At 62.4% G+C, this 22,993-nt stretch carries 21 protein-coding genes; 14 read left to right on the top strand and 7 right to left on the bottom strand.

Annotated features, from left to right (window positions below):
• Positions 1–42: 42 nt before the first annotated feature.
• On the bottom strand, positions 43–330 hold the full coding sequence (locus APH30_RS01075) for a DUF2782 domain-containing protein (RefSeq protein ID WP_009683589.1): 288 nt from the start codon (positions 328–330) through the stop codon (positions 43–45).
• Positions 331–405: 75 nt separating this feature from the next.
• On the opposite strand from APH30_RS01075, the gene polA reads away from it, so the two are divergent.
• Positions 406–3,153: a DNA polymerase I gene (gene polA / locus APH30_RS01070; RefSeq protein ID WP_054911448.1), complete on the top strand. Its 2,748-nt coding sequence runs from the start codon at positions 406–408 to the stop codon at positions 3,151–3,153.
• A gap of 335 nt (positions 3,154–3,488) precedes the next feature.
• Here the strand turns inward: polA and yihA are convergent, their stop codons facing one another.
• Positions 3,489–4,121: a ribosome biogenesis GTP-binding protein YihA/YsxC gene (gene yihA, locus APH30_RS01065; protein WP_009683587.1), complete on the bottom strand. Its 633-nt coding sequence runs from the start codon at positions 4,119–4,121 to the stop codon at positions 3,489–3,491.
• Between the two features lie 193 nt (positions 4,122–4,314).
• Between yihA and APH30_RS01060 the strand changes: the two genes are divergently transcribed.
• The 7 genes from APH30_RS01060 (at position 4,315) to APH30_RS01030 (ending at position 11,621) form a co-directional block, all read left to right on the top strand.
• Positions 4,315–4,617, top strand: a complete 303-nt coding sequence (locus tag APH30_RS01060; protein ID WP_029886304.1) for a cytochrome c5 family protein — start codon at positions 4,315–4,317, stop codon at positions 4,615–4,617.
• 31 nt (positions 4,618–4,648) lie between these two features.
• A complete protein-coding gene (locus tag APH30_RS01055) occupies positions 4,649–5,266 on the top strand; it encodes a cytochrome c (protein WP_009683585.1) in 618 nt (205 codons plus the stop codon).
• Positions 5,267–5,470: 204 nt separating this feature from the next.
• Positions 5,471–6,106 (top strand): thiol:disulfide interchange protein DsbA, encoded by a 636-nt coding sequence (gene dsbA / locus APH30_RS01050; protein ID WP_054911447.1) that lies wholly within the window; start codon positions 5,471–5,473, stop codon positions 6,104–6,106.
• Between the two features lie 12 nt (positions 6,107–6,118).
• Positions 6,119–6,973 (top strand): endonuclease/exonuclease/phosphatase family protein, encoded by an 855-nt coding sequence (locus tag APH30_RS01045; protein ID WP_054904504.1) that lies wholly within the window; start codon positions 6,119–6,121, stop codon positions 6,971–6,973.
• A 97-nt stretch (positions 6,974–7,070) separates the two neighbouring features.
• Complete coding sequence (locus APH30_RS01040; RefSeq protein ID WP_054911446.1) at positions 7,071–9,014, top strand: GGDEF domain-containing protein; 1,944 nt, start codon at positions 7,071–7,073, stop codon at positions 9,012–9,014.
• Positions 9,015–9,094: 80 nt separating this feature from the next.
• Positions 9,095–9,883 (top strand): N-acetylmuramoyl-L-alanine amidase, encoded by a 789-nt coding sequence (locus APH30_RS01035; protein WP_029886308.1) that lies wholly within the window; start codon positions 9,095–9,097, stop codon positions 9,881–9,883.
• Positions 9,884–10,019: 136 nt separating this feature from the next.
• Positions 10,020–11,621: an EAL domain-containing protein gene (locus tag APH30_RS01030; RefSeq protein ID WP_054911445.1), complete on the top strand. Its 1,602-nt coding sequence runs from the start codon at positions 10,020–10,022 to the stop codon at positions 11,619–11,621.
• An 18-nt stretch (positions 11,622–11,639) separates the two neighbouring features.
• Here the strand turns inward: APH30_RS01030 and APH30_RS01025 are convergent, their stop codons facing one another.
• Both APH30_RS01025 and algB read right to left on the bottom strand, forming a co-directional pair.
• Positions 11,640–13,421, bottom strand: a complete 1,782-nt coding sequence (locus tag APH30_RS01025; RefSeq protein WP_009683579.1) for a KinB sensor domain-containing domain — start codon at positions 13,419–13,421, stop codon at positions 11,640–11,642.
• A complete protein-coding gene (gene algB / locus APH30_RS01020) occupies positions 13,418–14,764 on the bottom strand; it encodes a sigma-54-dependent response regulator transcription factor AlgB (RefSeq protein ID WP_029885350.1) in 1,347 nt (448 codons plus the stop codon). Before algB ends, APH30_RS01025 begins: the two co-directional genes overlap by 4 nt.
• Positions 14,765–14,974: 210 nt before the next feature.
• Here algB and APH30_RS01015 point away from each other — a divergent pair, with 210 nt between their 5' ends.
• The 6 genes from APH30_RS01015 to APH30_RS00995 all read left to right on the top strand — a co-directional run bounded on the left by APH30_RS01015 (position 14,975) and on the right by APH30_RS00995 (position 20,374).
• Complete coding sequence (locus APH30_RS01015) at positions 14,975–15,796, top strand: BON domain-containing protein (protein ID WP_054911444.1); 822 nt, start codon at positions 14,975–14,977, stop codon at positions 15,794–15,796.
• Between the two features lie 174 nt (positions 15,797–15,970).
• Positions 15,971–16,261, top strand: a complete 291-nt coding sequence (locus APH30_RS01010; RefSeq protein ID WP_029885352.1) for a hypothetical protein — start codon at positions 15,971–15,973, stop codon at positions 16,259–16,261.
• Positions 16,262–16,302: 41 nt separating this feature from the next.
• The gene (locus tag APH30_RS27420; RefSeq protein ID WP_003252966.1) at positions 16,303–16,464 is read left to right on the top strand and encodes a DUF1328 domain-containing protein; all 162 of its coding nucleotides are present in this window, start codon (positions 16,303–16,305) and stop codon (positions 16,462–16,464) included.
• Positions 16,465–16,466: 2 nt separating this feature from the next.
• Positions 16,467–16,937 (top strand): inhibitor of vertebrate lysozyme family protein, encoded by a 471-nt coding sequence (locus APH30_RS01005; RefSeq protein ID WP_029885353.1) that lies wholly within the window; start codon positions 16,467–16,469, stop codon positions 16,935–16,937.
• A gap of 746 nt (positions 16,938–17,683) precedes the next feature.
• A complete protein-coding gene (gene gltP / locus APH30_RS01000) occupies positions 17,684–19,012 on the top strand; it encodes a glutamate/aspartate:proton symporter GltP (RefSeq protein WP_009683574.1) in 1,329 nt (442 codons plus the stop codon).
• A 132-nt stretch (positions 19,013–19,144) separates the two neighbouring features.
• The gene (locus tag APH30_RS00995; protein WP_054911443.1) at positions 19,145–20,374 is read left to right on the top strand and encodes a nucleoside recognition domain-containing protein; all 1,230 of its coding nucleotides are present in this window, start codon (positions 19,145–19,147) and stop codon (positions 20,372–20,374) included.
• Positions 20,375–20,625: 251 nt separating this feature from the next.
• Here the strand turns inward: APH30_RS00995 and APH30_RS00990 are convergent, their stop codons facing one another.
• Genes APH30_RS00990 through APH30_RS00980 form a run of 3 tightly spaced genes read right to left on the bottom strand, consistent with a single transcriptional unit; the run spans position 20,626 to position 22,973 of the window.
• The gene (locus APH30_RS00990; protein WP_054911442.1) at positions 20,626–21,243 is read right to left on the bottom strand and encodes an ABC-type transport auxiliary lipoprotein family protein; all 618 of its coding nucleotides are present in this window, start codon (positions 21,241–21,243) and stop codon (positions 20,626–20,628) included.
• Positions 21,240–22,178 (bottom strand): MlaD family protein, encoded by a 939-nt coding sequence (locus APH30_RS00985; protein WP_009683571.1) that lies wholly within the window; start codon positions 22,176–22,178, stop codon positions 21,240–21,242. Before APH30_RS00985 ends, APH30_RS00990 begins: the two co-directional genes overlap by 4 nt.
• 3 nt (positions 22,179–22,181) lie before the next feature.
• Positions 22,182–22,973 carry an ABC transporter ATP-binding protein gene (locus tag APH30_RS00980; protein WP_054911487.1) on the bottom strand — a complete coding sequence of 264 codons (792 nt, stop codon included), beginning with the start codon at positions 22,971–22,973 and terminating at the stop codon, positions 22,182–22,184.
• Positions 22,974–22,993: the final 20 nt, after the last annotated feature.

Here is a 22,993-nt window from a genome sequence, read left to right as displayed (position 1 = left end):
CCGCCGGGAAGTGCCGGGTTGATGTGAACGGTGCGCGTCAGATTACCACTCGAAGATCTTCCAGGACGGAATCAGCATGTCCGGCTGGTCGGATCGAATGAAGTTGGCATCGGTGCCATCGGCGCGTACCAGGAAATAAGGCTTGCCGTTTTTCGGTGTGATCTTGATCGCATACAGGAAGCCGTTCTGCCGGTATTCCTGGATGGTCTTGTCGCCTTCCGTGCGAATGGTCACCTCGGGATCGGCCGAGGGGGCGTCTTCCGCCGCCAGGGTGACGACCGGCGTGGTTGCCAACAGGCCGAGCAGTAACAGGCGATTGAGTGTACGCATGATAACCTAGTCCCTTTGTCGTCAATGATTCTGGCTATTCTAGCGCCGGACCCGTCGAAAAGGTTGATTCTGCTCATGAGCCAAGCGCCCCTCGTCCTGGTGGACGGTTCCTCCTACCTGTACCGCGCCTTTCACGCGCTGCCGCCGCTGACCACGTCCAAGGGCATGCCGACCGGTGCGGTGAAGGGTGTGCTGAACATGCTCAAGAGCCTGCGCAAGCAATACCCGGACAGCCTCTTTGCCGTGGTGTTCGACGCCAAGGGTGGCACGTTCCGTGACGCCATGTTCGCCGAATACAAGGCCAACCGGCCGAGCATGCCCGACGACCTGCGGGTGCAGATCGAGCCGCTGCACGCCAGCGTCAAGGCCCTTGGCTACCCGCTGCTGTGCGTCGAAGGGGTCGAGGCCGACGACGTGATCGGCACCCTGGCGCGCAGCAGCGCCGCGTTGGGCCGCCCGGTCATCATTTCGACCGGTGACAAGGACATGGCGCAGCTGGTGGATGGCCACATTACCTTGGTCAACACCATGACCGGTAGCGTGCTGGACGTGGCGGGCGTGCATGAGAAGTTTGGCGTCGGCCCGGAGCACATCATCGACTTCCTGGCCCTGATGGGCGACAAGGTCGACAACATCCCCGGTGTGCCCGGTGTGGGCGAGAAAACCGCCGTGGGCCTGCTGACCGGTATTGGTGGCGGCCTCAGCGACCTGTACGCCAACCTCGACAAGGTGCCGGCACTGGCCATTCGCGGTGCCAAGACCCTGCCGGCCAAGCTGGAAGAGCACCGCGACGCGGCCTTCCTGTCGTATGAGCTGGCTACCATCAAGGTCGACGTGCCGCTGGATGTCGAGGTCGAGGCGCTGGTATGCGGCGAGCCTGACCGCGATGCGCTGCTGGCGCTGTACACCGAGATGGAGTTCAAGAGCTGGGTTGCCGACGTGCAGCGGGAGGCTGCCAGGGTGGGTGATGACGTTGCGCCGGTCGCGGAGCCGGTGGCCAAGGTCGAGCCGAAGTACGAAACCATCCTCGACCAGGCACGCTTCGATGCCTGGCTGGAGAAGCTGCGCCAGGCGCCGCTGTTCGCGTTCGACACCGAAACCACCGGCCTGGACGCCCAGAAGGCCCAATTGGTCGGCCTGTCGTTCGCGGTGGCGCCCCATGAAGCGGCCTACGTTCCGCTGGCCCACGACTACGAGGGCGCGCCGGCCCAGCTGGACCGCGACGCCGTGCTGCTGGCCTTGAAGCCCCTGCTGGAAGACCCGGCCAAGGCCAAGGTCGGGCAGAATGCCAAATACGATATCAACATCCTCGCCAACGGCTCGCCCGCCATCGCCATGCGCGGTGTTGCCTATGACACCATGCTCGAGTCCTACGTGCTGAACTCCACGGCCACCCGGCATGACATGGACAGCCTGGCGCAAAGGTACCTGGACCACACTACCATCGCCTTCGAGGATATCGCCGGCAAGGGCGCCAAGCAGCTGACGTTCAACCAGATCGACCTGGACAAGGCCGGCCCCTACGCTGCCGAAGACGCCGACATCACCCTGCGCCTGCACCATGCGTTGCAGGCCCGCCTGGCCCAGACCCCAAGCCTGCAGCCGGTGCTGATGGACATCGAGATGCCGCTGGTGCCGGTACTGGCCAAGATCGAACGCCAGGGCGCACTGGTCGATGCAGCCCTGCTGCACGTCCAGAGCGGTGAGCTGGGTGAGAAAATGGCCGAACTGGAACGGCGCGCCTACGAGCTGGCGGGCGAGGAGTTCAACCTGGGCTCGCCCAAGCAACTGGGGGCGATCCTGTACGACAAGCTGGGCATGCCGGTGCTGAGCAAGACCGCCAAAGGCCAGCCGTCTACGGCCGAAGCGGTGCTCGACGAGCTGGCGGAGCTGGGTTACCCACTGCCTGAAGTACTGATGCAGTACCGCAGCCTGAGCAAGCTCAAGAGCACTTACACCGACAAGCTGCCGGGGCAGATCAACCCGCGTACCGGGCGTATTCACACCTCTTACCAGCAAGCGGTGGCGGCGACTGGCCGGCTGTCGTCCAGCGACCCGAACCTGCAGAACATCCCGATCCGTACCGCCGAGGGCCGCCGAATCCGCCAAGCGTTCATCGCCAGCCCAGGCTACAAGCTGCTGGCGGCCGACTACTCGCAGATCGAGTTGCGCATCATGGCCCACCTGGCCAAGGACGAAGGCTTGCTGCACGCCTTCCGCAACGACCTGGACGTGCACCGTGCCACGGCGGCGGAGGTCTTTGGTGTAGCCCTGGAAAACGTCACCGTCGATCAGCGTCGCAAAGCCAAGGCCATCAACTTCGGCCTGATCTACGGCATGAGCGCATTTGGCCTGGCCAAGCAGATCGGCGTCGACCGCAAGCAGTCGCAGGACTATATCGACCGCTACTTCGCCCGCTACCCCGGGGTGCTGGCCTACATGGAGCGCACCCGTACCCAGGCTGCCGAGCAAGGTTTCGTCGAAACCCTGTTTGGCCGCCGCCTCTACCTGCCAGACATCAATGCCAAGAACCCGGCCCTGCGCAAAGGCGCCGAGCGTACGGCCATCAACGCGCCTATGCAGGGTACCGCCGCCGACATCATCAAGCGCGCCATGGTCAACGTGGATAACTGGCTGAGCGAGAGCGGCCTGGACGCGCGGGTGATCCTGCAGGTTCACGACGAACTGGTGCTTGAGGTGCGCGAGGATCTGGTTGAACAGGTCAAAGATGAAATTCGCCAGCACATGAGCAAGGCGGCGCAGCTGGATGTGCCGCTGCTGGTAGAAGCAGGAATTGGTGCGAACTGGGACGAAGCTCACTGATTGAGCCGTAAAAGCTGTGTAGGATCTGCGACGTGGTGACGCGGATCCTGGCAGCGCTGGCGCGCGCGGGGCTGGGCTTTCATGAAACTATCGCAAATAGTTTTCAGGGCTTCGGAACTAAACCAGTGAAGCGGAACTCAGAGTAACTGAATGGCTGTTGAAGCCTTTCGATGCTCCTATGTTGTGTTAAGTGTTGGCAGATATCTGGACCCCGCCCTAGCGGTCCGGACTTGGACCCCGAACTTCCCCCTCCCCATACGAAGTCCGGGGTTTTTTTTGCCCGCAATTTGGCCTGAGCCTGGGCGAAGCCCAGGCCATGCTCCGCGCTGCAGGCCTCAGGCCACGGGCTTGTCTTCCAGCTCCATCCAGCCCGCCAGCACCCGATAGGCCTCTTCCACGCCCAGGCGCTTGGGCGCCGAGAACAGCTGGATGGTGACACCGTCGCCCCAGCCCTTGCGAATTTCCGATTGCACCTTCAACAAGGTGTTCTTGCCCGCGCCGTGGGTCAGCTTGTCGGCCTTGGTCAGCAGGATGTGCATCGGCATGCCGCTGGCCTTGGCCCAGTCGAGCATCATCTTGTCGAAATCGGTCATGGGGTGGCGCACGTCCATCATCAGGATGATGCCGCGCAGGCACTCACGGCTGCCCAGATAAGCTTCCAGGTGCTTCTGCCAGTGCTGCTTGAGCGGAATCGGCACCTTGGCATAACCGTAACCTGGCAGGTCGACCAAACGCCGTTCATCGTCCAGACTGAAGAAATTCAACAGCTGGGTGCGCCCCGGGGTTTTCGAGGTGCGCGCCAGGCTGGCGTGAGTCAGGGTGTTGAGGGCGCTGGATTTGCCGGCGTTGGAACGGCCCGCAAAGGCCACCTCGTAGCCCTGATCGTCCGGGCATTGTTCGACCTTGGCTGCGCTGAGGGCGAATTTGGCTTTCTGGCAGAGGCCGAGGATGGGGTTCTTGACTTGCATGGGATATCCGATGTGGGTGTTGCCAAAGCCTAGGCCGGCAAGCGGTGTCGTTTCCGTTTGGCTGACAGAAGTATATAATGCCCCAGTTTTTGTGTGCCCATTCTCCCAGCGAAGGGGAACGGGCATGGGGTGCCGAACTATAGCTTGCGCATCAGAACGCAGCGCGTCCCCCAACCCTGTCAGGTCGTTTCGCCTGGCGAAATGGCTGCTAGCTGTCGGTATGTTCCTGCCGTATTTCAGCGCACAGGCTACACAGGATGCCGAGGTGTTGTACAACCGCACGTGTGCGGCTTGCCACACCGGGCAATTGCCCCAGGCACCCAGGCAGGGTGACCGGGCAGCCTGGGAGCCAAGGCTGGCGCAAGGTATGGATGTACTCGTCCGGCATGTGACCCAGGGTTTCAAGGCTATGCCGCCGCGTGGATTGTGCATGGACTGCAGTGCCGAGGACTACCGTTTGGTCATCCTTTGGATGAGTGGCAGTCCCGATACATAACATTTCACCCTTAGCCGTGTTGGATTAGCTGATGAACAAACTAGTCGTGAGTCTGCTGTTGACCCTGGGTGTCGCAGGTGCGGCCACTGCTGCGCAACCTATCAAAGGCGATGCCGCTGCCGGCCAGGCCAAGACGGCCGTCTGTGGCGCCTGCCACAACCCCGACGGCAACAGCCTGGCACCCAACTTCCCGAAACTGGCTGGCCAGGGCCAGCGCTACCTGGAAAAACAACTGCACGATATCAAGTCGGGCAAACGTACCGTGCTGGAAATGACCGGCATGCTGGCTGCTTTCAATGACCAGGACCTGGCCGATATCGCCGCCTACTTCGCCAGCCAGAAAGGCAGCGTGGGGGCTGCCGACCCCAAACTGGTCGAGCGCGGCCGCGCGCTGTTCAACGGCGGCGACCTGGAAAAAGGCATGCCCGCCTGCACCGGCTGCCACTCGCCCAATGGCGCGGGTATCGCCCTGGCCGGTTTCCCGCACTTGAGTGGGCAGCATGCCCAGTACGTGACCAAGCAGTTGACCGACTTCCGTGAAGGCAACCGCACCAACGACGGCGATGCCATGACCATGCGCACCATTGCCGGCAAGCTGAGCAACCACGATATCGAGGCATTGGCCAGCTATATCCAGGGCCTGCACTGACTGGCGGCGCGGTCCTGCAGGTGCTGCACATGCCTTCAGGGGCTTCGCATTAACTTTCAGTTAATGTTGCAGGCCAATGATGAAAGGGTGGCTGGGCTACCCTTTTTTCAGTGCGTAGCCGGTACACTACAGAACTCAAGCCCTTCCCGGCCTGTCTCAAGGCAGGTCGCGTAGTGGCGACCCATGATTGCTCAGGAGTAAAGCATGCGTAAACTGATTCTCAGCGCTGCGCTGGTCGCCGCCAGCGTATTCGGTATGACTGCGGTGCAGGCCGCAGAGCCCGCCACTGCCGGCAAGCAATATATCGAGCTGAGCAACCCTGTTCCGGTTTCCGTGCCTGGCAAGATCGAAGTGGTTGAGCTGTTCTGGTACGGCTGCCCTCACTGCTACCATTTCGAGCCGACGCTCAACCCCTGGGTCGAAAAACTGCCCAAGGATGTCAACTTCAAGCGCGTACCGGCCATGTTCGGTGGCCCATGGGATGCCCACGGCCAGATGTTCCTGACCCTCGAAGCCATGGGCGTTGAGCAGAAGGTGCACGCGGCGGTGTTCGATGCTATCCAGAACCAGCGCAAGCGCCTGACTGACCCGCAAGACATGGCGGACTTCCTCGCCACCCAGGGCGTGGACAAGGACAAGTTCCTCGCCACCTTCAACTCGTTTGCCATCAAGGGCCAGATCAACCAGGCCAAGGAACTGGCGAAGAAGTACGAAATCACTGGCGTACCGAGCATGGTCGTCGACGGCAAGTACCGCTTCGACCTGGGTACCGCAGGTGGGCCCGAAGGCGTGCTGGAGGTCGCCGACCAACTGATCGCCAAGGAGCGCGCCGCTAAGTAAGCGGCGTATCCCATGCCCCGCTTCAGAGCTACGCGTGGCATTGGCCTGCACCAGCCGCAGGTCAACGAGCATCACCTGCAGGCACCCGGCCTGCCGGACGATGGTCGCCTGCGGCTGCTCAGCTTCAACATTCAGGTCGGCATCAGCACCGAACGTTATCGGCATTACCTGACCCGTAGCTGGCAGCATCTGCTGCCGCATAATGGGCGCGCCGGCAACTTGCAGAAGATCGGCAAGCTGTTGAGCGACTTCGACCTGGTGGCCCTGCAGGAGGCCGATGGTGGCAGCCTGCGTTCCGGGTTCGTGAACCAGGTCGAGCATCTGGCCCAGTTGGGTGCCTTCCCCTACTGGTACCAACAGCTCAACCGCAACCTTGGGCGTTTTGCCCAGCACAGCAACGGCGTGCTCAGCCGCCTGAAGCCGCAATTGCTCGAAGACCACCCGTTACCGGGCCCCGCCGGGCGCGGGGCAATTCTGGTGCGGTTCGGCGAAGGCGAGGATGCGCTGATCGTGGTGATGATGCACCTGGCCCTCGGCGCCAAGACCCGCGCCCTGCAGTTGGGCTATATCCGCGAGCTGATTGGCGGCTACCGCCACCAGGTGCTGATGGGCGACATGAACACCCACGCCACCGACCTGCTCGAGCACTCGCCCCTGCGTGACCTGGGCCTGGTGGCCCCGCAGGTCGAAGCTACCTTCCCCAGTTGGCGACCCCAGCGTTGCCTGGACCACATTCTGCTCAGTTCCAGCCTTACACTGGAGCGTGTCGAGGTGTTGGCCCAGCCTATTTCCGACCACCTTCCGGTGGCGGTAGAGATCCGATTGCCTGATGCATTGACTGTGGATACGCTGCCGGCCTTGAGCTGAATCAGCCAAGGCGTCGCACGCCCTCAAGTGTTGGGCGTGCGCGCCGACAGCGTGTAATCAGACAGCCCCAGATGTATCACCCGTCGCGGATCCAGGCATGACCGAAGAAGCCGAGCGCTGGAAAGAAAAATACCTCAAAGCCATCGAGCAGCAAGAAAAGCTCGAACGTCGTTGGGACGCCCGTCTCGACTTGCTGCGCCGTGGCCTGGTGCGCAGTACCCTGGCTGCGGAAGGCAGTGACAAGGTGGTCGACGCGTGCATGAAAGAGATGCGCGAGGTCATTCGCAGCGACAACATGGATGCTGGCCTTGCCGGGCTGATTCCGCGCCTGGAGAAGGCGGTGCTGGATTCGGAACAGCGCCGCGAAAACCGCATGAATCAGGTCGGCGATGCTCTGGCTGCACTGGTGGGCCAATTACAGAACCTGCCGCTGCCTGGTGATATTGCCCGGCCGCTGAAAAAGCTGGCGAAGAAGCTCGATGGGGGCGTTACCCAGTCACGCGACCTGCCGCCATTGCTGGGTGAGCTGAGCGGTTTGCAGGGGCGTGCGCTGGCCGCCTTGGGCAAGCCGGGTGAAGAAACCCGCCCTGGTTTTCTGCAGCGGTTGTTCGGCAGCCGCGATGACGATGCCCAAGGGGAGCCGGCGCTTGTGCCCGAAGCGGTGCCGGATGCCCAGGCTCCACCGCACGCCGCGCCACCCAGCCCCGACGCCTACCCGCATGTTGATATCGATGCGTTGCAACCGTTGCCAGCACCTGCTGCACCGGCCGCCGAGCTGCCCGCAGCGCCCGAGCCAGAGCCAGCGCCAGATGCAGCTGGCCCGGCGCTGATCGAAGCGGCCGAAGTACCCGCATCGCCAGTGCCGCAGCCAGGTGAAGGGCCGGCCGCCGAACACGGGGTCAGCCAGCCGCTGCCGGCGCCTGCACCCTTAGCGGAGCTTGAACCAACGTTCGGCGAAGACGGCCCTTATGCCCTCCCCGACGCGGTGGAGCCGCCGTACAGTCAGGTCGCTGCACACATCGAGCAAACCTTGCTCGGCCTGCTCGACGACCTCAGCCTGCCCGAGCGGCACAAGGCCCAGGCACTGGAAATGCGTGCGCGGGTGGCCCGCGGCCTGAACTGGTATGAGCTGATCCCGGTACTGGACGACCTTGCAGTGCTGATGCTGGCGATCACCGACAGTGGGCAGCATGAATTTGAAACCTACTTGCAGCAGCTCAACGAGCGCCTGGAAGGGTTCCAGAGCCATCTGCATGAAGCCAGCGCCGGCCATGCCGACAACAGCAGTGCCGCCCGCGCGCTGGACACCCAGTTGCGCGAGCACGTAGACGGGTTGCAGAGCAGCGTGCAAGGTGCCGCCGATGTCGACAGCCTCAAGCATATCCTGGAGAACCGCCTGGAAGGCTTGTTAGTGACCATGGACGAGCACAAGCACGAGCGTGATCGCCGCGAGCAGGAACTGGCCAACCGCCTGCAGGGCTTGTCGGAGCGTGTGGCAAGCATGGAGCACGAGGCACTCGGTTACCGTGAACACCTGGAAGAGCAGCGGCAAAAGGCCCTGCTCGACCCGCTCACCGGTCTGCCCAACCGGGCGGCCTGGAGCGAGCGTGTGGAACGGGAAATGCTCGAATGGCAGGCCCAGGGCGGCCATCTGGCAATGGCGATCCTCGACCTGGACCATTTCAAGCGCATCAATGACAGCTATGGGCACCTGGCCGGGGACAAAGTGCTGAAGATCGTTGCCGACCAGTTGCGCAAGTGCTTGCGCGGCCGTGACTTCATAGCCCGGTTCGGTGGCGAAGAGTTTGTCCTGTTGCTGCCGCAGACGGCCCCGCCGGCGGCTGCGCAAGCCGCTGAACTGCTGCGGGCGACCATCGAAGCCTGCCCGTTCCACTTCAAGGGTGAACGGGTGGTGATCACCACCTCCATCGGGTTGGCGGCGTTCCGCGCTGGCGAGCGCGCAGACCAGGTGCTCAAGCGCGCCGACACCGCGTTGTACCGGGCCAAGGAACTCGGGCGCAATCGCGTGGAACAAAACTGATGGGCAGCCGCTGACTCGCGGCAAACATTGCTGCTGGCGAGCACGTTATACTGTAGCGCTCTTACGCCGAGGCCTCCGACGTGCTTTCCACGCTGAAAAAAACCCTGATCACCTTTCTGCTGTTCACCGTCGCCGGTTGCTCCACGGGCCTGCGCATCGACCGCAGCCACCCTTCGGCGAACCAGGACAACCGTATCCAGTTCGTTGTTTTGCATTACACCAATGCCTCGCTGGAACGCTCGCTGGCATTGCTCACCCACGGTGAGGTCAGTAGCCATTACCTGATTGGTGATGGCCCGGCGACGGTGTACCAGTTGGTGGACGAGAGCCGTCGCGCCTGGCATGCCGGTGACAGCCAGTGGCAGGGGCGCACATGGCTGAATTCGTCGTCCATCGGCATCGAAATCGTCAACCCAGGCTTTGCCGATACACCCAACGGGCGGGTCTGGTACCCCTATAGCGAGGCGCAGATCCAGGCGCTGATCGCGTTGCTCAAGGACATCGTCAAACGTAACAATATCGAGCCCCGGCATATCATTGGCCACAGCGATATCGCCCCATTGCGCAAGCTTGACCCGGGCCCTTTGTTCCCGTGGAAACGCCTGGCCGATGCTGGGTTGGGGGTCTGGCCAGATGCCAACGCCGTGGCGCAGCAACAAGCGTACTTCAACGTCAACCCGCCCAGCGTTGGCTGGTATCAGCAGGAGCTGGCGCGGTTTGGTTATCAGATCGAGCAAACAGGCGTGCTCGATGTAGCCACCCGGCATGTCATCGCTGCCTTCCAGATGCGCTTCCGCCCGCAACGTTTCGACGGCATGCCCGATGCGCAGACGGCGGCCATGCTGCAGGTGCTCAACCGGACCCGTTGACTGTCACCAGGCCGCGCGCGGTGACAGGGGCGTTGCCCGTGCTGGCTGGGGCCTGGCATGGGCAAGCGAAGCGCTAAACGGCGCAGGTGATTATTGATTCAGTTGCTATACCTTAGTTATCAACTGGATGCCGTCCATGTCGTCTGCCATTGGCTTGCTGCGTCAAATTTTCTACCGTCCCTGGATGCTCGCCACGCTGGCAGCACTGGCCAGCGCCGCCCTGTTGCTTTCTGCCAGCATCGGCATCGCCCTGCAGCAGCTGAAACAGAGCGAAACCGAGCAGATGAACGCCCAGGGCGAGCGTTTTCTCGAGCGCCTGGAGCAGGTATTCGGCCAGCTGCGCGAGGGTGTCGACCTGTTGCAGGCACAGCCGCTGCGTGGATGCAGCCCGGCCATGTTGGCGGCCTTGCAGCAGGTGGGCTTGAGTTCGCGCTTCATTTACGAAGCGGCCTACGTGGACGGCAATGTCGCCTGCTCGAACCGGGGTAACGAGCGCGCGTTCGTGCCCTTGCGGCCGCCGGACATCAAGGGGCCGGTCTACAGCTACTGGCTCAACACCACCACCGAGCCGAACGAGAACCTCGCCGCGCTGATGCTCGGCCGGGGCAGGTTCCTGGTCTCGACCTCACGTGGGCACCTGACCGATGTGGTCGACCTGCCACCGGGTGGCAGCCTGGTGGTAGTACTCGACAACGGTGCCCGCGCCATTCCGGTCCTGGGCCCGCCACCGGTATGGCCGCCGCCCTCGGCCTGGTCGAATAGCCACAAGTCGCTGCTCGAACTCAGTGACCGCCTGATCTACCGCATGCCAACCAAGTCGCCTGACTACCAACTGGTGCTGATCGCCCCGCGTGTCAGCTTGCCCCTGCGCATGAACGGCATGCTCTGGCTGTTGTTCCCGGGTAGCGTATTGGCCGCCTGCTTCATCGGCTGGCTGGTGTTGCAGCTGATCTTGCAGCGGCGCTCGATGAGCTCAGAGCTGCAGGGTGCGCTGCGCCGTGGCGAGCTGCAGGTGCTCTACCAACCGATCATCGAGCTTGGCAGCCGGCGTTGCGTGGGCGCCGAGGCCCTGGTGCGCTGGCGCCGCCCGGACGGTACCTTGACCAGCCCCGACCTGTTCATACCGCTGGCGGAAGACACCGGGCAGATCCGCCAGATCACGGACTTCGTGCTGCAACGTGTGCTTGAACAACTGGGGCCGTTGCTGCGCTCGCACCCCAACCTTTATATCTCGATCAACCTGGCGGCTTGCGATGTGATGGAGCCGCGCATCGGCCGAGTATCGGCGCGCCTGCTGGCGTTGCACCGGGTGGCGCCCAGCCAGATTGCCTTCGAGGTGACCGAGCGGGGTTTGATCGACGTGGTAGTGGCCCGCGAAAATCTGCAGGCACTGCGCGCCGCAGGGCATCAGGTCCTGATCGACGATTTTGGTACTGGCTATTGCAGCCTGGCTTACCTGCAGACGTTGCCGGTGGACTGCCTGAAGATCGACAAGGCGTTCATAGACGCTCTTGGCCATGATGCCGCCAGCAGTGGCGTTGCCCCCCACATCATTCGCATGGCCCACGACCTCCACCTGCGGGTGATTGCCGAAGGTATCGAGAGTGAGGACCAAGCGGCGCTGTTGAGCGGTGAAGGGGTCAACTACGGCCAGGGCTGGCTATTTGCCCGGCCGTTGACGGCCAGGCAGTTTGCCCAGATGGTCACACGCGGGCATCAGCCGCGACGACCCGCGTAGGGTGTAGGCGCGCGTGCGTCAGACTGGCAATGCCATATAGAACTGCGTGCCCTGCCCCGGCCGCGAAAACACGCCCATGCGCCCGCCATGCAGTTGCACGATCTCCTTGCACAGCGCCAGGCCCAGCCCCGCCCCACCTTTTTTGCGGCCAACCTGCACGAAGGGCTCGAAAATGCGCCCTTGCTGGCCGTAGGCGATGCCTTCGCCGTTATCCTCGACACTGATGATCACCCGCTCCGCATGGCGGCGGGCGTGCAAGCGGATGCGCCCGCCCTTGGGGGTATGGCGGATGGCGTTGTGCAGCAGGTTGTCCAGCACCCGATCGAGTTGCGCGGGGTCGGCCTGGATGCGCGGCAGTGGCTGCTCCAGGTCGCTGACCAACTCGATCTGCTTGTGCGCAGCCTGGTCGGCAACCCGCAGTTGTGCCCGCTCCACCAGCTCGTCGATGGCACAGGGAGCCAGCTCCAGTTTCTGTAGCCCGCTTTGATAGCGCGAGAAGTTGAGCAGGTCGTTGATCAGTTGGGTAAGGCGCTGCATTTCTTCGCCGATGGTTTCCAGCAAGTCATTCTCCCGCGCTTCTGGCGGGAACTTGACGCGCTCGCGCAACAGGCCGAAGGCCATGTGCATGCCGGTAACGGGCGTACGCAACTCATGGGAGGCGCGCAGCACGAATTCACTGCGCACACGTTCGAAGGCGCGCTGCTCGGTTACGTCGTGCAGCACCATCACTGCGCCAAGAATCGGCCCCTGCGGGTGGCTGACCGGGGTCAGGCTGTAGGTAAGCAGGCGCGATTCTTCATCCACCTCCATGTTCAGATCGTCTGGTGGCCGGTCCAGGCTGCCGCCCCGCAGCACTTGGCGCAGCTGCTGTTCCAGCTCTGGCCGTTGCAACGCTTCGGCAAGGCTGCTGCCTACCCGGCTGTCATTCCAGCCCAGCTGGCGCTGGGCTACCGGGTTGAGGTGTTCCAGCCGGCCCTGGCGGTCGATGATCAACAGGCCATCGTCGATGCTGTCCAGCACCGCCTGCAAGCGTTGCTGGCCGGCCAGCAGCTCGTCGACGTTGGTGGCCTGGTGCTTGCGCAAGGCATCGGCCATCAAGCCGAAGCGGCGGGTGAGCTGGTTGAGTTCGGCCGCCTGGGTGACTGGCAGGGTGACATCGAAATTGCCCTTGCCCAACTGGTCGGCGGCCGTGGCCAGCGCCTCGATCGGCTGGCCGAAGCGCCGCGCGATGTTGTGCGCACTGATAAAGCCGAGTACCAGCACCACCAGGCCCATCAAGCCCAGCACACCGCTGACCAGCAAGGCGCGGTCACGGCTGCGCTCCTCGCTGCGGGTAATCAGGTCCAGGGCCTGCCTGTGGGAGTCGATCAGGTCGGTGCGGACCTGATTGAATGCGGCGCCCAGCGGCTGGTCCACACCCATGCTGCGGGCAGGGGCCGGGCTGTCGCGGTAAGCCTGGAGGAAGGCCTGATAGTTGCTGTTGGCTTTGCTGAAACCGGTGCGCTCGCCGCCTTGCTCCAGCCCCTTGGCCAGAAGGGACTGGAAGTTGTCCTGCAGCGATCGCAGGTTTTCCGGGGCGGTGTCGTCATCCAGAATCAGGTTCAACTGCTCGCCAAGGTTCTGCCGCAGCTTGAGCCCCACCTCCAATGAGTGGGTGGTGTCGCGCACCAGTTGCTGTTGCATCGTGGCCATCTGCAGAACACTGACCAGGCCCAGCAGCAGACCGAGCAGCGCCACGGTGACCAGTGCCGAGATACTGAGGAAAAGCCGCGTGCGCAGCTTCATGGGTGGCCATTTCATAAGTTGTATTGCTTGCGTTTGCGGTACAGGGTGGAGGCGTCGATGCCCAAGGTCTTCGCGGCCTGGTCCAGGGTGTCGCTGGCGGCCAGTACGGCACCTATGTGCGCACGCTCCAACTCGTCGAGGCTAAGCGCGGCGCCAACGCGTGGGGCGTTGCCAGCCGGCTGCTCACCCATGCCCAGGTGGCTGATTTCTACCCGCTCTTGCGGGCATATGATGCTGGCTCTTTCCACTACGTTGCGCAATTCGCGAATGTTGCCGGGCCAGCGGTAGTTGAGCAGCGCCGCGCGGGCTTCTTCACTGAAGCCGCGTGCTGGCCGGGAATACTCCTTGACGAAACGGGCAAGGAAGCGGTCGGCGAGGGTCAGAATGTCCTCGCTGCGCTCGCGCAGGGGCGGCAGGTGCAGGGTGATGACGTTCAGGCGGTAGAGCAGGTCTTCGCGGAAGCGGCTTTCGCGCACCATCTCTTCTAGGTTGAGGTTGGTGGCAGCCAGGATGCGCACGTCCGCCCGGCGGGTAACCGGGTCACCCACGCGCTCGTATTCCTTGTCCTGAATGAAACGCAGCAGCTTGGGCTGCAAGGTCAGTGGGAAGTCGCCGATCTCGTCGAGGAACAGCGTGCCGCCGTCAGCCTGGCTCACCCGCCCAAGCGTGCTTTCACTGGCGCCGGTGAAGGCGCCGCGGGTATGGCCGAACAGCTCGCTCTCCATCAGCTCCGCATTCAGCGACGGGCAGTTGATGGTCACACAGGCTTTGCGTGCACGCTTGCTCCAGCCATGAATGGCGCGGGCCAGCTCGCCTTTACCGGTGCCGGACTCGCCGAGGATGAGGATGTTGGCGTCAGTGGTAGCGACCTGGCGGGCGGTTTCCAGCACGGCCATCATCGCCGGGCTGTGCGAGTCGAGGCCGTCCTTGGGTTTGCGCACCTCACCTTCCAGCGCTTCGAGGCGAGCCGAGAGTTGCCGCACTTCCAGTTGCTTGGCGGTGGCCAGGCGCAGTTGGTCTGGGCTGCAAGGCTTGACCAGATAGTCGGCGGCACCCGCCTGGATGGCGTCCACTGCCGTGTCGATTGCCGAGTGCGCGGTAACGATCACCACGCGCATCCAGGGCGCCTGAATGCGCATCTGCGCCAGTACATCAAGCCCGTTGTCCTCACCCAGGCGCAAATCGAGGAAGCACAGGTCGAACACCTGGCGCTGCAGCAGGCTCTCCGCCTGGGCGGCGCTATTGGCGGTGGCCACGCTGTAGCCCTCGTCCTCCAGGCAATAGCGGAAAGTGCGCAGGATCGCGGACTCGTCATCCACCAGCAGAATGCGGCCTTGGTTGTCCTGGGCTGATTCCATTTCCTGCGCTCCTTAAGGGTAGATCTTTATTTAGTGTGGGAAAAATCGGGCAAGTTGCATGGTCAATTCTGAAGGATTCTGTCCTTTGCATGCTAGCCAATGGCTAAACGACGCCTTCAGGCCCCATTTCCCGGTGCCTTGCTTAGAGGCATAGGGTGGCACATTGGTTGCGATGATTTTCAGCTTTTGCCTACAGAAGGAGGTAACGCCATGACCTTTGCCCTACGCAGCGCTGTGTTAGCAGCCGCTTTGCTTCCCGTGTTCACCCCCGCTCTCGCGGACCCCGTGCATGACGCCCGGCTTGAAGGGGCGCTGCAAACGGCGTTGTCGCTGAACCGCATGCTCAACCCGTTCCGTATCAAAGTCGAGGTAGACGGCAAACAGGCGCGGCTTTCCGGCGAGGTAGAAAACGAGGTGGAGCGCCGGTTGGCCGAAGACGTGGCCTTGGCTACCCGAGGTGTCGAGCAGGTCGATAACCAGCTGCAGGTCAACGCTGAACTGGTCGAGCGCCCGCTCGAGCTGCGGGCCTATGCCCAGCGCCTGGAGGACGCCACCCTGGCAGCGGTGATCCGTGCGCGGTTGCTGTGGAGCCGTACCACCGAGAAGGCTGCAATCGAAGTGCAAAGCAGCGAGGGCGTGGTGACCTTGCGGGGTAAAGTCGACAGCGCCGAGGCCAAGGAGCTGGCGGGCGTGGTGGCGCGCACAACCGATGGCGTGCATCTGGTGAACAATCTTGTCAGCCTCGACAGCGCTGCCATGGCCAAAGCGCGGGAAACCGCTGTGGGAACACCAAGCGGCCCGCAGCCAAGTGACCCCTGGATCATCGACAAGATCCAGGGTAGCTACCGCTACAGCCGCAACCTTGATGGGCTGAACCTTAAAGTGGCCAGTGAAGAGGGCATGGTGCGGTTGTCCGGTGAAGTGGTCAGTGCGGAGCAAAAAACCATCGCAGTGGAAATAGCCCGGCAGATCATTGGCGTGCGGGGGGTGGATGCCGATCTGCTGAAGGTCGCGACCAAGGTCGAAGGCTGATCGTGCAATTCGCACGACCCCAGCATGGCCATCGTGCAGGATACGTCCTGACACGCCTGTGGCCAAATGGTTAACTTATTGTTTTTAAAGGATTTTTATTTATTAATGAGGCTGGCATGCAGGCTGCAATTACCTGTTCAGGTTTGAACAAAAATTACAGCAGGAGGAGCCGGCATGAATCGCCAGTCCGTCAACCACTCGCAAGTCGCCACCCTGTCACTGCGCCACCTGGTGTCGGTAGGGATCGCACTGGTTTTGACCTTGGCTGCCGGCCTCTTCTACTACAGCTGGCAAACAGCGCGTCTGGCCGACCAGGTGGCTGCACAGACCGCGCTGCTGAGCCAGATCCAGTCGACCCGGGCCAACAGTTTCGTCAAGGCGGCGGACCCGTTGCCCTCCCAGGGCAAGGCGGCTTCGCCGGCCACTCTGGAACATGTCGTGCCTCAAGACCGCTGGGTGTTCTAAGGCGGACCGTTTGAAGTTCTGAAAAAGAAAGGAGAAACACCATGCTGAGCTGGGCTATCACTTTCCTCATCATCGCCATTGTCGCTGCCGTTTTGGGCTTCGGTGGTATCGCCGGCGCTGCTACAGGTATTGCGAAGATCTTGTTCATTGTCTTCCTGGTCCTGTTTGTAGCCTCCTTCTTCTTTGGACGCGGTCGAGGTTGACAATGAGCAGGAAGCTACACACTGCCCTGGCTGCTGCCCTGCTGATGGGTAGCAGTGCAGCGGCACTGGCTGCCAATGATGGCCAGGTCCGTGCCAACCAGCTGCTGGGTTCGGACCCGGAATACCGGGAAACCTGGCAGGACACGATCAAAGGTGAGGAGCGCCTGCCCGATTGGGTGGTCAACCTCACTGGCAGCTCGGAGCAGCAAATGTCTGCTGTTACGGAAGATGGCGACAAGTACTTGGTCGGCCCCCTGTGCGAGGCCCAGGACAAGTGCACCTACAAGCGCCTGATCGTTGCGTTCAGCTGGGACAAGGATGATGCCTACGGCATGCTCGTGGAGGTGCCTGAAGGCTTGCCCAAGGACAAGTCGCCAACCCGGCATGCGCAGTACCGCTGGCTGGGCAAGCCGGATGACGGCATGAAGACGATGCTGCAGGAGCAGCTCAAGCGTGACCCGAATTGGTACTGAGCCGTGGTTGCCAGTGCTGGTGAGTGGTCACCCACTGACACGAAATAGAAGCTGAACCTTTCTAGCGTTCAGCCTTCTATGATGCGCCGCCCCGAGGAGGGGTTGCACATGACCAAGGGGCCGGGCTGTTCTGGTTGAGACATGATCGGAGTGGCCTAGGGGTACAGGGAGTGCCTCCAGCGTTGGGCCGGGTCAGGAACGGCGGAATCGGAAGCTTCAGGTCGGCGGTATCGCTGGGATACCCAAGCCGACCTGACTTCCGAGGAGCCACGTAGGAAACGCCTCTTTCCTTGCGCGTTTCCTTCCCCGAGACACATTTTGTCTCGACCGTACATCAAATTTTTTCCCTCCGCATCGACTCCCTCACAAGTGGCATTTCGGCCATTCGGATTGTCGAACACGACATATTTGTCGCTTCTTTTGAGAGTGCTAGATCCGCCTGAATATGGCTGTCTCGTCTTGTTCGGGATTCCGAACGTTATAAATCAATGACTTGCAAACCTACCTCGTCGGTCGAAAACGGTATGCATAACCTGCATGGGGTATGCGTTTCCGGCATTAGATTTCCCCCCCTGCCATCGCAATAGTTGCCGCCTTTTTCGCTGGCCAGGGCGCCCTGTCGCTCGCCTGCGGTGTCCTTACATAACGTCGCCGGACGGAAACCGTTATTGCGTGTGACTTGGCCAAGGGCTCTGTCACGCCTGTTTCCACCCGGTGTCATGACCACTAGAACAAAGGGTAAAGACATGAAGAAGGCAAAACTGAGCCTCGCCTGGCAGATCGTCATCGGTCTGGTGCTGGGTGTTGCAATCGGCGCGCTGCTGAACCACTTCAGTGCAGAAAAGGCCTGGTGGATCAGTAACGTCCTCCAGCCCGCCGGTGACATCTTCATTCGCCTGATCAAGATGATCGTCGTCCCGATCGTGATTTCGTCGCTGATCGTGGGTATCGCCGGGGTTGGCGATGCGAAGAAACTGGGCAGCATTGGCCTGAAGACCATCATCTACTTCGAGGTGGTGACCACGATCGCCATCGTCGTCGGCCTGGTGCTGGCAAACCTGTTCCACCCCGGTGCCGGTATCGACATGAGCACGCTGGGTACCGTGGATATTTCCAAGTATCAGGCGACCGCGGCCGAAGTGCAGCATGAGCACGCCTTCATCGAGACCCTGCTCAACCTGATCCCGTCGAACATCTTCGCAGCGCTGATGCGCGGCGAAATGCTGCCGATCATCTTCTTCTCGGTCATGTTCGGGCTGGGGCTGTCGAGCCTGCAGGCAGAGCTGCGCGACCCGCTGGTACGTACCTTCCAGGCCGTATCGGAAACCATGTTCAAGGTCACCCACATGATCATGAACTACGCGCCGATCGGTGTGTTCGCCCTGATCGCCGTGACTGTCGCCAACTTCGGCTTCAGCTCGCTGCTGCCGCTGGCCAAGCTGGTGCTGCTGGTATACTTCGCCATTGCCTTCTTCGCCTTCATGGTACTGGGCCTGGTGGCTCGCCTGTTTGGCTTCTCGGTGATCAAGATCATGCGCATCATGAAAGATGAGCTGATCCTGGCCTACTCCACTTCCAGTTCGGAAACCGTGCTGCCACGGGTGATCGAGAAAATGGAGAAGTACGGTGCACCGAAGTCGATCTGCTCGTTCGTGGTACCGACCGGCTACTCCTTCAACCTCGACGGTTCTACCCTGTACCAGAGCATTGCGGCGATCTTCATTGCCCAGCTGTACGGTATCGACCTGTCGTGGAGCCAGCAGCTGCTGCTGGTGCTGACCCTGATGGTCACGTCCAAAGGTATTGCTGGTGTGCCAGGCGTTTCGTTCGTGGTACTGCTGGCCACCCTCGGCAGCGTGGGCATTCCGCTGGAAGGCCTGGCCTTCATCGCCGGCGTCGACCGCATCATGGACATGGCCCGCACCGCGCTGAACGTGATCGGCAACGCCCTGGCGGCATTGGTCATCTCGCGCTGGGAAGGCATGTACGATGCGGCCAAGGGCGAGCAGTACTACGCCTCGCTCATGGCTGACAAACAGCAAACTGCGGTGGTTGGCGAAGCGGCCAAGCGCTGAGTTCATACCCCGCTGGACAAAAAGCCCCGACCCCTCGGGGCTTTTTGTTGTCTGTGATGTTGCGCGGCCGCGGTCTGCAGCCTTGCGCCCCGATACGCTATCATTCGGGCACTTTTCTGGGGGAACACACGGATGCTCAATGGCCTTTGGCTCGGCTTTTTCCTGGTGGCGGCGGTGTCCGCCCTGGCCCAATGGCTGATAGGCGGCAACGCGGGCATTTTTGCGGCCATGGTCGAGAGCATCTTTGCCATGGCCAAGCTCTCGGTCGAGGTGATGGTGCTGCTGTTTGGCACTCTGACCCTGTGGCTGGGCTTTCTCAAAATTGCCGAAAAGGCCGGCATCGTCGAGTGGCTGGCCAAGGTACTGGGCCCGTTGTTTGCGCGCTTGATGCCGGAAGTACCACCCGGCCACCCGGCACTGGGCCTGATCACCATGAACTTCGCGGCCAACGGCCTGGGGCTGGACAACGCCGCCACACCGATTGGCCTCAAAGCCATGCGCGCGTTGCAGGAGCTGAACCCCAGCAGCACCACGGCGAGCAACGCGCAGATCCTGTTCCTGGTGCTCAACGCCTCTTCGTTGACCCTACTGCCTGTGACCATCTTCATGTACCGCGCCCAGCAAGGCGCGCCCGACCCGACCATGGTGTTCCTGCCGATCCTGCTGGCCACCAGTGTCTCGACCCTGGTCGGGCTGTTGTCGGTGGCCGTCATGCAACGCCTGCGTTTGTGGGACCCGGTCGTACTTGCCTACTTCATCCCCGGTGCGCTGCTGCTGGGTGGCTTCATGGCCTTCCTGGGCACATTGTCGGCAGCGGCACTGGCCAGCTTGTCGTCGATCCTGGGTAACTTGACGCTGTTTGGCGTGATCCTGCTGTTCGTGGTGATCGGTGCGTTGCGGCAGGTGAAGGTGTACGAAGCCTTTGTCGAGGGCGCCAAAGAGGGCTTTGACGTCGCCAAGAACCTGCTGCCCTACCTGGTGGCCATGCTGGTGGCTGTGGGCGTGCTGAGAGCCTCGGGCGCGCTGGAATTGGCGTTGGACGGTATTCGCCATGCGGTCAACTGGCTGGGCCTGGACACGCGCTTCGTCGAAGGCCTGCCGACAGCGTTGGTCAAGCCGTTCTCCGGGAGCGCGGCGCGGGCAATGCTGATCGAGACCATGCAGAGCCAAGGGGTGGACAGCTTCCCTGCCCTGGTGGCGGCAACCATCCAGGGCAGTACCGAGACGACTTTCTATGTGCTAGCGGTGTATTTCGGCGCGGTGGGCATCCAGCGCGTGCGGCATGCGGTGGGGTGTGCGCTGCTGGCCGAGTTCTCTGGTGTGGTGGCAGCCATCTGCGTGTGTTACTGGTTCTTTGCCTGAACGATCTGCAGGCCTGCACCGCATCAGGCTGCAAGGGCGCCGGGGGTAAACGCGTATCGGCGTCTCGACACTGCCCGTCGTAGGAGCGGGTTCACCCGCGAATAGGCCGGGCCTGTTGGCCGCTGTCTCTTGGGCATTCGCCGTCGCATGTGCCACCGTATTCGCGGGTAAACCCGCTCCTACACGGTGATGGCCACATGTCGGCGGATCTGCCGGCGGCCTTGTGGCTTGGCGGCAACAGCGGGTAAACCCTAGCGGGTTGAGCTGCTGCCAGCCTGGGCAATCGCCCAGTCGACCACCTGCCCGGTGAGTAGGTCGCACGCTTGGCCAAACCCGGCCACTACCCCGGCTACTTGCTTGTCTGCCAGCGGCTGGCGGACTTCGAAGCGCTGGCTGGCGAGAATGCGCTGAGTGCGGCCTTGCACCAGCCGTGCGTCATAGCGGATAACCACCTCCACGGTGCCGTCCGCGCGGTATTCGCTCTGGAACGCCTGCAACTCGCCAGCCAGCTCGTAGTCAGCCTGCAAATTGCTGTCGTCGGCGCTCAGGCGCTGCACCTGGCCGTCGCGCTGAAAGCCGTCGAGCAGCCGGTTGCGCAGCAGCATCGGGGCCGGATCGCTCCAGCGCGCGCCCTTGTAGCTGCTGACTACATTGCCCTGCGGGATGACCGCAATCCGTGGCCCGGCCAATACCTCGCTGGCCAGCGGTTTGTTCAGGCGCAATGACCAATCCAGCGGCGGCGCGCTGCGGCTGACCTGGTTGACCGGCAAGCGATACAGGTCCACAGGCTCGCTCGTGGGCAGGATCGAGCAGGCGCTGGCCAGCCCAATCGTGACCGCCAAAGCCACTAAGCGAAGCGACGATTTCATGGCTGGAACTCCTTGTTGTTGTCGCGGCCGAGCAGGTAGCCGCTGGGGTCTGCTTCCAGTTGCCGGGAAATGCCTTTGAGTGCGTTGAGGGTTTCGCGCAGTTCGCGGATGGCCGGGGTCAGCTGGTTCAGGCCCTGGGCGCCGTCGCCGATGGCTTCGCTGTTGTCCTTCAGCAGGCTATTGATGGTGGCAGTGCTCTGCGCCAACGACTGCATGGCTTGCTCGGCGCTGCCGATGGCCTGCTTGCCCTCGGTGCCCAGCAAGCCATTGGCATTGCGCATCAGCACCTGGGTTTCGGCCAGGGTCGCGCTGGCCTGCTTGCCTACCTGGACCAGTTGCTCGATAGCCTGGCTTATGCTGCCATGCTCCCCGGCGAAGGCGCCGGTGGTCTTGTCGAGGTTGGCCAAGGTATTGCTGAGGTGGTCGATGTTGCCCTCGGAGAACATCTGGTTGGCGTTGTGCAGCAGCAAGTTGATGTTGGTCACCAGGTCGCTGCTGTCATTGAGCAGGCGCGAGATGGGCGATGGCGAGGCGATGATCACCGGCAGCTTGCCGTCTTTGCCTTTCAGCTCGGGGCTCTGTGGGGTACCGCCGCTGAGCTGGATGAACGAGTTGCCGGTCACCCCGGCCAGGGTCAGCTTGGCCTGGGTATCTTCTTTGACTGGGGTGTCGCCGCTAAGGCGCACCCGTGCCAATACCCGACGCGGGTCTTTAGGGTCCAGGCGCAGGGTGGAAACGTCACCCACCTTGATCCCGTTGTACTGCACCGGGCTGCCACGAGACAGGCCGGAAACTGCCTCGTTGAACACGACTTCGTAGTCCTTGAACGCATCGTCGACGCTGGACTTGGTCAGCCACAGGCCGAACAGCATGGCACCGGCTACCACCAGGACGGTGACCAGGCCGATAAGAACGTGATGGGCTCGGGTTTCCATTGCTCAGCGCTCCTGGCCAGTGTGGGTGGCGGCCTGCTCGGCTGCGCGCCCGCGTGGGCCGTGAAAGTATTCTTGGATCCAGGCGTCGTTGGTCTGTTCGACCTCGGCCAATGGGCCGGCCACCAGGACCTTTTTCTGCGACAGTACGGCGATGCGGTCGGTGATGGTGTACAGGGTGTCAAGGTCGTGGGTGATCAGGAACACCGACAGGCCGAGCGCATCGCGCAGGGTGAGGATCAACTGGTCGAAGGCCGCAGCGCCGATCGGGTCCAGGCCTGCGGTCGGCTCGTCGAGGAACAGTATGTCCGGGTCCAGGGCCAGGGCCCGGGCCAGCGCTGCGCGCTTGATCATGCCCCCCGACAAAGAAGCAGGGTACTTGTCGGCCGCCGAGATCGGCAGCCCGGCCAATGCCAGCTTTACCCCGGCCAGGTGCTCGGCATCGGCGCGGGATAACCCGGCATGCTCGATCAGTGGCAGGGCAACGTTCTCGGTCACAGTCAGGGAAGAGAACAGCGCGCCCTTCTGGAACAGTACGCCAAAACGCCGTTCGACCAATGAGCGCTGCGTTTCGCGCAGGCCGGCCAGGTCCTGGCCGAACACCTTGATCTGCCCTTCGTTGGGGCGGCGCAGGCCGATGATACTGCGCAGCAGCACGGACTTGCCGCTGCCAGAGCCGCCCACCACGGCAAGGATTTCGCCGCGGTACAGGTCCAGGTCGAGGTTTTCATGCACCACTTGCCGGCCAAAGCGGTTACAGATGCCGCGGGCTTCGATCACGCTCTCACGTCGGTTCACCAGCCCATCTCCATGAAGAA

The sequence above is a fragment of the Pseudomonas sp. NBRC 111127 genome (assembly GCF_001320345.1).
GTDB classification, from domain to species: Bacteria; Pseudomonadota; Gammaproteobacteria; order Pseudomonadales; family Pseudomonadaceae; genus Aquipseudomonas; species Aquipseudomonas juntendi.
Note: the sequence above shows the minus strand (reverse complement) of the source record. Positions and strands in the feature narration are given on the sequence as shown.